This window comes from Rugamonas violacea, assembly GCF_016461825.1.
GTDB lineage: Bacteria > Pseudomonadota > Gammaproteobacteria > Burkholderiales > Burkholderiaceae_D > Rugamonas.
The window spans coordinates 18,097-30,389 of sequence record NZ_JAEMNU010000094.1 but is presented as its reverse complement, the minus strand read 5'-3'; the positions used below and the strand labels follow the sequence as shown (position 1 = coordinate 30,389).

Below are 12,293 nucleotides of genomic sequence, written 5' to 3'. Positions count from 1 at the left end.
GATCATGTCCACCACCCCACTGCAAGCCTACCGCGCCAGCTTGCTGCATTTCCACGCCGATCCGGCCTTCCACGACAATGCCCATGCCTGGCACGAGGACGGCTTGCTGATCGTCGCCGACGGCAAGGTGCGGGCGGCCGGCGACTACGCCGCCCTGCACGCCACGCTGCCGCCCGGCACCACCGTGCACGACTACAGCGGCAAGCTGATCGTGCCCGGCTTTATCGACACCCATGTCCACTACCCGCAGACCGAGATGATCGCCTCGCCGGCGCCGGGCCTGCTGCCCTGGCTGGAAAGCTACACCTTCCCCACCGAGCGCCAGTTCGGCGACCCGGCCCACGCCGCCGAGGTGGCCGAGTTCTTCCTCGACGAGCTGCTGCGCTGCGGCACCACGACGGCGATGGTGTATTGCAGCGTGCACGCCGCCTCGGTCGACGCCTTTTTCGCCGCCAGCGAAAAGCGCGATCTGCGCATGGTCGCCGGCAAGGTGCTGATGGACCGCAACTGCCCCGAATTCCTGCGCGACAGCGCCGAGTCCGGCGCCCGCGACAGCGAGGCCTTGATCCAGCGCTGGCACGGCCGCGGCCGCGCGCTGTACGCCATCACGCCGCGCTTCGCGCCGACCTCCAGCGATGAGCAGTTGCGCCTGGCCGGCGAGTTGGCGCGCGCCTATCCGGACACCTTCGTGCAGACCCACGTGTCGGAAAACCAGGACGAGTGCGCCTGGGTCAAGAGCCTGTTCCCGCAGGCGCGCAGCTACCTCGACGTCTACGACCAGGTCGGCCTGCTGCGCCCGCGCGCCATGTACGGCCATTGCATCTGGCTCGACGACGGCGACCGCGCCCGCCTGGCCGACAGCGGCGCGGCGGCGGCCGTCTGCCCGACCTCCAACTTGTTTCTTGGTAGTGGACTGTTCGACTTCGACCGCGCCGACCGGGCCGGCATGCTGCTGTCGCTGGCCACCGACGTCGGCGCCGGTACTTCTTTTTCCATGTTGCAAACAATGAATGAAGCCTATAAAGTAGCGCGACTGAAAGGCAGTTACTTGCCCGCCTTGCGCATGTTTTACCTGGCCACCCTGGGCGCGGCGCGCAGCATGCGGCTCGAAGGCACGATCGGCAACTTCGCCGCCGGCGCCGAGGCCGACTTCATCGTGCTCGACGCCCAGGCCACGCCGCTGCTGCAGCGCCGCAGCGCCCATTGCGACAGCCTGGAAGAGTTGTTGTTCGCGCTGGCGCTGCTGGGCGACGACCGCGCGGTGGCGGCCACCTACGCCGCCGGCCGCCGCGTGCACGCGCGCGAGGCCGCCTGAATCCCATCCACCTCCACCTTGAGAAGAGCCCATGCAAAAGAAAATCGCTAGCCTGATGGTCGCCGCCGCGCTGTCCGCCATGGTCGTCCTGCCGCTGAGCGCGCAAGCGGCCAGCAACGCGGAACTGACCCGCCGCCACTTCGCCGCGCTGGTCGCCGCGCCCCAGCCCAAGCTGGCCGAGCTGACCATGTTCTTCACCCTGATGCCCAAGGGCGGCGACCTGCACCACCATTATTCCGGCGCGATTTACGCCGAGCAGTATCTGGAATGGATCGACAAGCAGGGCTATTGCGTCAACCAGGCCAGCTACCAGATCGAAACCCACGCCCCGGCCGGCGACTGCGTCGGCGGTTCGGCCGTGATGAACAACAACACCCTGCTGGCCCAGCTGCTGCAGCGCTGGTCGGACAAGGACTTCTACAACCACAGCACGCAACAGTCGCCGCCGGACCGCCAGTTCTTCGACACCTTCGGCTACTTCGGTCCGATCTCCTCGTTCAACACGGCCGACGGCCTGCAACGCCTGAAGCAGCGCGCCATCCAGGAAAACCTCAGCTACATCGAGACCATGTTCCACTCGGCGCCGATGGACAAGAACGCGCAGTTCGACCAGCAGGCCATCGCCGGCGGCGTCAACGACGCCATGCTGGCCGCCTATAGCGCCGAACTGGAGCAGAACAAAGGCTTCAACGACGGCATCACCGCCTATCTGGACGACGTCAACACCGGCGGCGCCGGCATCGACGACGCCCAGTTCACGCTGCGCTACCAGTCCTTCGTGGTGCGCCTGCTGTCGCCGTCGCAGGTGTTTTCGGCGATGCTGTCGAGCTTCAAGTTGGCCAGCCAGAGTCCGAAGATCGTCGGTGTCAACATCGTCGGCCAGGAGAGCGTCAACGTCTCGATGCGCGACTATATGTTGCACATGCAGATGTTCAAGTTCCTCAAAGCCAAGTATCCGAAGGTCAACCTGGCGCTGCACGCCGGCGAGCTGGCGCTCGGCGTGGTGCCGCCCGAGGGCCTGACCTCGCACATCCAGGACGCCATCGACGTCGCCGGCGCCCAGCGCATCGGCCACGGCATCGACATCGCCCACGAGAGCAATCCGCTGGCCATCATGAAAAAAATGCGTGATCGGAAGATCGCCGTCGAGATCAACCTGAGCAGCAACGACTTCATCCTCGGCGTCAAGGACGAGGCCCACCCGATCACCCTGTACCGCAAATATGGCGTGCCCTTCGTCATCTCGACCGACGACGCCGGCGTGTCGCGTAACAATCTGTCCGGCGAGTACGTGTTGTTCGCCAGCCGTTACAAGACCGATTACGCCGAAGTCAAAAAACTGTCATATGACAGCCTGCGCTATTCCTTCCTGGCGGGCGACGACAAACAGCGCCTGTTGAAGGCGCTGGACGGCAAGTTCGCGAAATTTGAGGCAGAGATCGCCGCAGCTGGGCAAAAATCGAAGAAGTAAGTCGCTGGAACGTGAGTGGCGGTTGAGTGGCAGTTCAGCAGCCCAAACCCGCCGGCGCCAGCGCCGGCGGGCGAAATAACAACACTGGATGACAGGCCAGCCGCCTTTTCATCCGTGCGCACAATGGACGTCCGTCCCTTGTCATAAAATTCATATTCATCCACCACCTCGCCGTCATCGATAAATGTGGCCGGCAAACTACACAAAATTGGTGGGCCGCCTCTAGCTTTGAATATTTTCCACATGAAACAATTTCAAGTGCGCAAGGCTCATTTATAATCCCGCCCTTGCGCGGCCCGGCAGACGCCCGGCGGCCTGAAAAACGCCGCACAAGCCGGGGCTATTTATATGTTTATCGTATAAATTCCTAAATTAAATCGTATTTGTCATGCATATTGCCTTAATGCATAGTGGGATGAAATGATCCAAAAAAGCAAGATTATTGCTTTTCTCATAGTGGAACAGATCGATGGCGGGCGCCGCCGGCGCGGCCGGTCTGGCTGTCACAAGATTGTCATAAAGACGTCACAGGCTTGAAATATTGCACCGTTACACTTATGCGTTGCCCCAGAGGGAGCGACGCGTTCGATGATATATGTGCAAGAAATACGCATGAAGCGCGACGTTCGCGGTAGTAGCGGACGCACCTGCGCGGGCCGTCCAGTCACAGATAGGCATGGCGGCGCCGAATGGAAGAGGGTGGCACAGAATTTTTTGTCTTGGCACGAAGACAGGCCAGCGATGGGCGGGCCGACCAGTTGCAACACAGTAAAGAGGGGACCCCTGCCACCAGCTGGGGTTCCAAACAACTATTAGTCTTTTTTGGGGTTATACAATGATCAATCACAAACGGCTTCGGCTAACGCAAATCGCGCTTAGCTTGTCTATCGCCTTGGCGGCAGCACCGGCCTTCGCCCAGAACACCACCTCGGCCATCGGCGGGCGCATCTTCGCCACCGACGGCAAGCCGGCCGGTGGTGCCACTGTCACCATCGTGCACACCGAATCCGGTTCGGTCAACAACGTGGTGACCGACGCCGAAGGCCGTTACGTTGCCCGTGGCCTGCGCGTGGGCGGCCCGTACACGATCACCATCACCAAGAACGGCGTCAGCGAGAAGCGCGAGAACGTCTTCGTCCAGCTGGCCGAAACCGCCAACGTCGACGCCACCCTGGGCGCGCCGGCCGTGCAGACCGTGACCATCGCCGGCACCGCCGGCGGCCGTTCGGAAAAATTCTCCAAGACCACGATGGGCGCCGGCACCAGCATCAGCGCCAGCGAAATCGCCATGCAGGCCTCGATCCAGCGCAACCTGCAGGACTACGCCCGTAGCGATCCGCGCGTGTCGCAGACCGACAAGGAGCGCGGCGAAATGTCCGTCGCCGGCCAGAACTCGCGCTACAACTCGCTGACCATCGACGGCGTGGCCGTCAACGACACCTTCGGCATAGAGTCGAACGGCAGTCCGACCGCCAAGCAGCCGATCTCGATCGAGGCGATCCAGTCGGTGCAGGTCAACGTCGCCAACTACGACGTCACCCAAAAAGGCTACACCGGCGGCAACATCAACGCCGTCACCAAGTCCGGCACCAACACCGTCAAGGGCAGCGTTTATTACGTCTTCCGCAACGACAGCATGGCCGGCGACCGCTACAACGCCACCACCGACAGCTACGCCGCACCGGCGCCGTTCAAAGAAACCACCAAGGGCGTGACCCTGGGCGCGCCGCTGATCCAGGACAAGCTGTTCATCTTCGCCAACTACGAAAAACTCGAGTCGACCCGTTCGGCGCCGGCCTTCGGCCCGCTGGGCAGCAGCCTGACCAACGTCGGCATCACGCCTTCGCTGATCAGCTCGGCACAATCGATCGCCAAGAACAAGTATGGCATCGACATCGGCACCTCGGCCATCCCGAGCGGCACCAAGCTCGACGTCAAGGACGCCCTGGTCAAGCTGGACTGGAACATCAATGACGACCACCGCGCCATGTTCCGCTACTCCAAGACGACGCAGAACGAGCCTCTCTTCACCGGCCTGACGGCCACCGGCCTGTCGCTGAACTCGGAATGGTACAACCAGGCCAAGACCATCGAAACCATGGTCGGCCAGTGGACCGCCGACTGGACGCCGAGCTTCTCGACCGAATTCAAGGTCTCCTCGCGCGACTACGACAGCGTACCGACGGTCAACGCCCAGCTGCCGCTGGTCGGCTTCTCGGTGGCCGGCGCCTTGCCACCGGGCACCCCGAGCACGGTCTCGAGCGGCACCCGCTTCCTCAACTTCGGCACCGACCAGAGCCGCATGGTCAACGTCCTCGGCACCAAGACCCAGGACGCCTATCTGGGCGCCAACTGGTCGCTGGGCGACCATGAAGTCAAGTTCGGCGGCGACTACAGCAAGAACAAGGTGTACAACGTGTTCCTGCAGAACGTCTTCGGCAACTACACCTTCAACTGCACCAACAGCAGCGCCAGCTTCACCTACAGCTTCGGCGCCATCACCTGCGCCAGCGCGCCGGCCGCCCTGGTCGAACAGGCCGTGCTGGAGAACTACAGCCGTGGCCGCTTCTCGGGCTATCAGGTGCAGTTGCTCAATCCCGGCGTCAGCCAGGAGGATTCGGCCGCCAAGTTCGCCTTGAAAAACTACGGCCTCTTCCTGCAGGACACCTGGACCGTCTCGCCGCGCCTGACCGTCAGCTACGGCGTGCGCGTCGACTCGGCCCGCATGAGCGACCGTCCGACCCGCAACGCGGCGGCCGGCCTGCCGCTGGTGCAAGCCAACGCCGCCAGCAACACGCGCCAGTCCGGCGGTTTCGGTCTGGACAACACCCTGACCATCGACGGCCAAAACCTGGTGCAACCACGCGCCGGCTTCAACTACACCTTCGACAGCGCCCGTCCGACCCAGGTGCGCGGCGGCGCCGGCTTGTTCCAGGGCGCGGCGGCCACCGTCTGGCTGTCCAACCCCTTCGCCAACACCGGCATGGCCACCCGCATCATGGGTTGCGGCGTGACCGGCTTCCCGGCCTGCTCGGGCAGCACCGCCGGCCTGTATTCGCCTGACATCAACAAGCAGCCGACCTTCGGTTCGCCGGCCGTCAACGTCGACTTCTTGGCGCCCGGTCTGCGCCAGCCGTCGGTCTGGAAGTCCAACCTGGCCTTCGACACCGAGTTGCCATGGTACGGCCTGGTCTTCAGCGCCGAGGCGCTGTACACCAAGAACAAGGACGGCATCTACTACCGCAACCTGAACCTGGGCGCGGCGACCAAGACCGGCACCGACGGTCGTGAGCTGTACTACAACACCCAGGGCTTCAACCCGGCATGCTGGACCGCCACCGGCGGCACCATCACCAGCGGCGTCTGCTCGGGCTTCCTGAACCGCTCGCTGAACAACCCGAACTACAACAACGTGTTGGCGGCGACCAAGACCAGCAAGGGCGGCAGCAGCCTGGCCACCGTCTCGCTGAGCCGTCCGATGACCAACGGCCTGTCATGGTCGGTGTCGTACACCTACACGGACGCCAAGGAAGTGTCGCCGCTGACCTCGTCGGTGTCGGCCTCGAACTGGAACGGCCGCTCGGTGTTCAACCCGAACGAAGAAGCTAACTCGAACTCGAGCTACCTGGTCAAGGACCGCATCAACGCCCTGGTCAACTTCCAGAAGCGTTTCTTCGGCACCTACAAGACCACCGTCGGCCTGTTCTATGAAGGCCGCGCGGGCAAACCGTACAGCTGGACCATCAACAACGACTTGAACGGCGACGGTCTGGGCGGCAACGATCTGATGTACATCCCTTCGGCGCCGGGTTCGGGCCAAGTGACGTTCTTCGGCGACACGGCCAGCAACCACGCCAACGAAGACAAGTTCTGGTCCATCGTCAACGCCAACGGCGTGCTGAAGAAAAACGCCGGCGGCGTGGTCGGTCGCAACACCGACTTCGCACCGTGGACCAACAGCTTCGACGTGCGCATCGCCCAGGAAATTCCTGGTCTGTTCAAAGGCAACAAGGCCACCTTCAGCTTCGACATCTTCAACTTCGGCAACCTGCTGAACAAGAAATGGGGCCGTATCAACGAGGTCGGCTTCCAATCGAACGGCGGCCAGGCGCGCAGCTTCGTCGACTACGTCGGTCTGGACCCACAAGGCCGCTACATCTACAAAGTGCGCGACGCGGTGGAAAGCCTCGACGTGCGCCAGGTCAAGGGCGAGTCGCAATGGGCCGTGCAAGCGACCCTGAAGTACGAGTTCTAAGCTCGCCGCCACGCTAGCGTGAATCCGCAGAACGGCCGATGGCGACATCGGCCGTTTTTTTTCGCGCCGGCGCCGGCGCGGTAAATTGTTTCCGCCGCCGCCGGACGGGGCGGATTGTCATGTTTGCGCTGTACAATATTCCATTCTCTCCAAGTGCCGAAGCAATGAAAAAATACCTGAGCCCGATCGCCGCCGCCGCGCTGGCCGTCCTGCTGGCCGGCTGCGCCCAGCGTCCGCCACCGAACACGGTGACGATCAACCTGGTCGGCCTGAACGACTTCCACGGCAACCTGGAGGCGGGCAAGTTCAGCAGCGCCGGCGGCCTGTTCGGCGGCCAGCGCACGGTCCAGGCCGGCGGCATCGACACCTTGGGCGCGGCCCTGCAGGCGTGGCGCAAGGAAGACCCGGAACTGCTGCTGGTCGGTTCGGGCGACCTGATCGGCGCCAGCCAGTCGATGTCGGCGATGTGGGCCGACGAGCCGAGCATCGTCGCGATGAACCTGCTGGGCCTGCGCGCCAGCTCGGTCGGCAACCACGAGTTCGACGCCGGCCGCGTCGAGCTGCTGCGCCAGCAGAAGGGCGGCTGCGCCTCGCCGCGCGCCGACAAGGCCTGCAAGTTCGCCGCCGACTACGCCGGCGCGCGCTTCAGCTACCTGGCCGCCAACGTCATCGACATGGTCACCAACAAGCCGGTGCTGCCGGCCTACCGCATCGAGCAGGTGCGCGGCGTGAAGGTCGGCCTGATCGGCGCAGTGCTCAAGGACACCGTCGGCATGGTGCTGGCGTCGGGTATCGCCGGCCTCAATTTCGCCGACGAGGCCGACTCCGTCAACCGCGTGCTGCCCGAGCTGCGCAAGCAGGGCGTCAACGTCTTCGTGTTGCTGATCCACCAGGGCGGCCACACCAACGAGGCCTTCGACAAGGCCGAGTGCAGCCAGCTGCAGGGGCCGCTGCTCGACATCATCAAACGGCTCGACCCGGCGATCCGCCTGGTGGTCAGCGGCCACACCCACACCGGCTACACCTGCCGCGTCGGCGACCGCCTGGTGACCCAGGCCGACATGGGCGGCCGCGTGCTGACCCGCATCCAGCTGCAGGTCGACACCGCCAGCAACACCGTGCGCCAGGTCAGCGCGCGCAACGTGGTGATGACGCCGGGCCAGTACCCGGCCGATCCGGCGCTGAGCGCCTACCTGGCAAAGGTGCGCGAGCGCAGCGCGGCGGCCCTGGCGCAGCCGGTGGCGCGGCTGGCGCTGGCGCCCGTCACGCGCACCCTCAACGAACACGGCGAGTCGGCGCTGGGCGACCTGGTGGCCGACTCGATGCTGGTCGGCGCGCGCCACTTCGGCGCCCAGATCGCCTTCATGAACAACCACGGCATGCGCCAAGACCTGGCCGCCGGCAGCGGCCTGCTGGCCAGCGCCGGCCAGGCCCAGGCCGTGCTGCCCTACAACAACGACCTGGTGGTGATGAACCTGACCGGCGCGCAGATCATCGCCCTGCTGGAACAGCAGTGGAGCGGGCCGAAGAGCGCCGCCCGTGGCCTGCTGCAGGTGTCCGAGGGCTTCGCCTACAGCTGGAACCGCAACCAGCCCGACGGCGGCCGCGTGGTGCCGGGCAGCGTACTGCTCAACGGCGTGCCGCTCGACAACACCAGCTCCTACCGCATCGCCACCAACGCCTTCCTGGCCGAAGGCGGCGACGCCTACCCGCTGTTCATCCAGGGCGGCGGCCGCGCCAACACCGGCATCCGCGACATCGACGCGCTGCGCGATTACCTGCAGATGCGCGAGCAGATCGGCAAGCGGGCCGGCAGCGCCGCACCGCTGGGCCGCATCCAGAGCACCTATTAAGGGCACTTCGAAAAACCACCAAATTGTCGTTCCGCATCGGCGGACCGCCGCGTAGGCGGGAACCCATGCTGAGCCAATGGATATGCGGGGTATAGATTCCCGCCTGCGCGGGAATGACGGTTTTTCGAGGTGCCCTTAAGTCCACACAACACCACGGCGCGGCGCCGGCAGCACCGGTTCCGCCCTTATTTCATCTGAAGGAAACCCCTGCGATGCGTCGTCTATTACTTCCCGCCCTGCTGGGCGCCGCCGGTCTGGCCCACGCCGACTTCAGCATTCCCGGCTACGAGCTGGTCCACACCGCGCCGCTGGAGACCAGCCTGGCCACGCCCGACCTGCGCGACGCGGCGGCGGTTTGGAGCGAGCTGTTCGACCAGGCCAGGAGCGAGATCGTGATCGGCCAGTTCTATGTCGTCAACCAGGCCGGCAGCGCGTTCGAGCGCGTCGTCGAACGGCTGGCGGCGGCCGGCAAGCGCGGCGTCAAGATCCGCTTCCTGCTCGACCAGAAAGGTGTCGGCCTGTCCGAGCCGGCCACCATCGCCCAGTTGAAGGCGATCCCCAATCTGGACCTGCGCATCATCGACTTCAGCAAGTTGACCGGCAACGGCATCATCCACGCCAAGTATCTGGTGGTCGACCGCGCCGTCGCCTATGTCGGCAGCCAGAACTTCGACTGGCGCTCGTTCAGCCACATCCACGAAACCGGCCTGCGCATCAGCGACGCCAAGGTGGTCGGCCAGGTGCAGGCGATCTTCGAGCAGGACTGGCGCGCCCAGGCCTTGAGCAGCGAGGGCCGGACGGTGCCCGTGCTCAACAGCAAACCGGTGGCCGCCGATTACACCCAGGACGCCTACCTGCTGGCCAGCCCGAACGCCTACAACCCGGCCGGCGTCGGCGACTCCGAGAGCGGCCTGCCGGCCCTGCTGGCCGAGGCGCGCGGCGAGGTGCGCATCCAGCTGCTCGACTACGCCCCGCTCAGCTACGGTCCGAAAGGCACGCGGCCCTACTACGCGGTGATCGACAACGCGGTGCGCGCGGCCGCCAACCGTGGCGTCAAGATCAAGTTGATGGTGTCGAACTGGAACCTGGAGATGCCGGCCCAGTCCTATCTGAAAAGCCTGGCCGTGTTGCCCAATGTGGAGATCCGCGTCGTCACCTTGCCGCTCGCCTCGACCGGCTTCATCCCCTTCGCCCGCGTCATCCACAGCAAGACCATGGTGATCGACGGCAAACTGGGCTGGGTCGGCACCAGCAACTGGAGCGGCGGCTATCTGGACCTGTCGCGCAACCTGGAGGTGGTGATGCGCAACGAGAAAATGGCCCAGCGCCTGGCCGCGTTGCACGAGCAGACCTGGAGCTCGGCCTACGCCCAGCCGCTCGACATCAACAAGCTCTACGCCAAGCCGAGCAAGGGGAGTCCGGAATGAGGCGCCTGGCCCGCATCGCCGCGCTGGGCGGCATCTTCCTGTCGGCCGACGCGCTGGCCTGGGGCGGCGACGGCCACCGCGCCGTCGGCGCCATCGCCGACCAGCTGATCGCCGGCAGCCGCGCCCAGCAGCAAGTGGCGGCCCTGCTGCTGCCGGGCGAGAGCCTGGAGCAGGTGGCCAACTGGGCCGACTGTGTCAAGGGCAGCTTCTGCGGCCCGCAGACCGAGGAAATGCAGGCCTACACGGCGGCCAATCCCAAGCACAGCGAGTACCACTACACCGACGTGCCCTTCCAGGACACGCAATACCGCGACCACGCCGTCGGCACGGCCGACGACGACATCGTGCAGATGCTGGGCCAGGCCATCGCCGTGTTGCGCGGCAAGGGCGAGGCGGGCGGCACTCCGCCGCGCTTCAGCCCGCGCCAGGCCTTGTTGATCGTCACCCATTTGGCCGGCGACATCCACCAGCCGCTGCACGTCGGCGCCGCCTATGTCGGCAAGGACGGCGGCTACGCGCTGCCGCGCGCGGCCAAGCAGATCGACGCGGTGAACATGTTCGACGCGCGCGGCGGCAACAACCTGCTGCTCGACGACGTCAAGCTCGGCGCCGCCGGCGCGCAGCTGATTCCGGCCCGGCCGGCGCCCGACGCTGCCGACGCGGCCGTCGCGGCCGTCAAGCCGGCGGCGGCCGGCGACAAGCCCAGGCAGCTGACCCGGCCCTTCCACGCATATTGGGACAGCACGGTGGTCGACTACGCGATGCGCCGCGTCGGCGCGCGCACGCCGCAGCAGTTCGCCCAGATCGTCATCGCCGGCAAGCCGGTGGTGGCGGCCAACGGCGGCGACGCCGCCGGCTGGCCGCACCAGTGGGCCGACGACGCGCTGGTCGTCGCCAAGCAAGCCTACGCCGACGCCACGCCGGGCAAGGTGGCGTATCAAACCAGCGGCAAGGGCGAGGTCTACCAGGTGTGGGCGCTGAGCGTGCCGGACAACTATCCGGTGGCCAGCTCGGCCATCGCCAAGGAGCAGTTGATCAAGGGTGGCTACCATCTGGCCGCGCTGTTGCAGGCCATCTGGCCGTAAGTGTGTGTGGCCTCTTGCCCGGAGAGTGCGATTCCCGGCCATTGATTCCGCCAGGATGCGCCTTGCACAGGGATTTGTCGGCGCCCGGCGTCGTGTTCAGAAGGGAGTCAGTGCGCGATTCAGCAGTTCGGTCAGCGGTTCAAGCCGGCAGTTGTATGCGGCGATGTTGGCTTCGACCCATTCCGCCTGCTCAATAGGCGCCCAGCGCAGTGCGAAGCCGGCATTGATGCTGATCACTTCAAACATCAGCCGTTGGGCCCGTCCATTGCCATCGCGAAATGGATGAATAACATTGAGCTCGCCGAAATAGTGTGCCAAGCGGGCAAGGAATTGTGCGCGCGGCAAACCGATGAGATAGTTTTCTTGCCCGAGCTGTTGGAACAGTTTGTTCGCTTCAGGCACGATGCGGCTGGCGTTCGCAAACCGTGTGTTGCCCTTACTGATGTCGACTGCCCGAAGCTCGCCGGCCCAGTCATAAAGATCCTGAAATAAATGGAAGTGAATTTCTCGAAGGGCAGGCAGGGAAATGTCATCGAAATTTGGCTCGTACTGCTCAATGCGGGCCTGGCTCAGTTCGATTTCCGCAGCGTCCAGGGCATCTCTGTCAGTAATGCCAAGTTTGTTGATCAGTACGTCCGAGTTGGGATAGCAATATTGTCCGTCCTGGCCTGTTCCATATTTAGCGGACATGCTTGGTCTTGAGCGTGGTCGCGGTCGGTTCAACCGCCGGCCTATTGAGGTCTATCGTGCGCTCAACCAAGCCTTCAAGGCGAAGGCTGGCCCGATAATTCTCGGTACGGAATTTCAGGAAGACCTGGCGCTTCATTTCATTTGTCAACATCACCATACTCCCGCGCGATAGTCGCATCAGCCTATGGGCATTGTAC

8 protein-coding genes are annotated in these 12,293 nt (G+C 64.5%); 6 read left to right on the top strand and 2 right to left on the bottom strand.

The window, feature by feature from the left end:
* The first annotated feature begins 4 nt into the window (after window positions 1–4).
* From guaD to H7U20_RS17960, 6 genes are all read left to right on the top strand, one after another.
* The gene (gene guaD / locus H7U20_RS17985) at window positions 5–1,315 is read left to right on the top strand and encodes a guanine deaminase (protein WP_199760527.1); all 1,311 of its coding nucleotides are present in this window, start codon (window positions 5–7) and stop codon (window positions 1,313–1,315) included.
* Between the two features lie 31 nt (window positions 1,316–1,346).
* The gene (locus tag H7U20_RS17980) at window positions 1,347–2,786 is read left to right on the top strand and encodes an adenosine deaminase family protein (RefSeq protein WP_199760526.1); all 1,440 of its coding nucleotides are present in this window, start codon (window positions 1,347–1,349) and stop codon (window positions 2,784–2,786) included.
* 880 nt (window positions 2,787–3,666) lie between these two features.
* On the top strand, window positions 3,667–7,041 hold the full coding sequence (locus H7U20_RS17975) for a TonB-dependent receptor (protein ID WP_370593176.1): 3,375 nt from the start codon (window positions 3,667–3,669) through the stop codon (window positions 7,039–7,041).
* Window positions 7,042–7,205: 164 nt separating this feature from the next.
* A complete protein-coding gene (locus H7U20_RS17970) occupies window positions 7,206–8,894 on the top strand; it encodes a bifunctional metallophosphatase/5'-nucleotidase (RefSeq protein WP_199760524.1) in 1,689 nt (562 codons plus the stop codon).
* Window positions 8,895–9,106: 212 nt separating this feature from the next.
* Window positions 9,107–10,321, top strand: coding sequence for a phospholipase D-like domain-containing protein (locus tag H7U20_RS17965; RefSeq protein WP_199760523.1), 1,215 nt, complete (start codon window positions 9,107–9,109; stop codon window positions 10,319–10,321).
* Window positions 10,318–11,406: a S1/P1 nuclease gene (locus tag H7U20_RS17960; protein ID WP_199760522.1), complete on the top strand. Its 1,089-nt coding sequence runs from the start codon at window positions 10,318–10,320 to the stop codon at window positions 11,404–11,406. Before H7U20_RS17965 ends, H7U20_RS17960 begins: the two co-directional genes overlap by 4 nt.
* 96 nt (window positions 11,407–11,502) lie before the next feature.
* Here the strand turns inward: H7U20_RS17960 and H7U20_RS17955 are convergent, their stop codons facing one another.
* Window positions 11,503–12,096, bottom strand: a complete 594-nt coding sequence (locus tag H7U20_RS17955) for a putative adenosine monophosphate-protein transferase Fic (protein ID WP_199760521.1) — start codon at window positions 12,094–12,096, stop codon at window positions 11,503–11,505.
* On the bottom strand, window positions 12,086–12,247 hold the full coding sequence (locus tag H7U20_RS17950) for a YhfG family protein (RefSeq protein ID WP_199760520.1): 162 nt from the start codon (window positions 12,245–12,247) through the stop codon (window positions 12,086–12,088). The genes H7U20_RS17955 and H7U20_RS17950 overlap by 11 nt, the downstream gene beginning before the upstream one ends.
* Window positions 12,248–12,293: the final 46 nt, after the last annotated feature.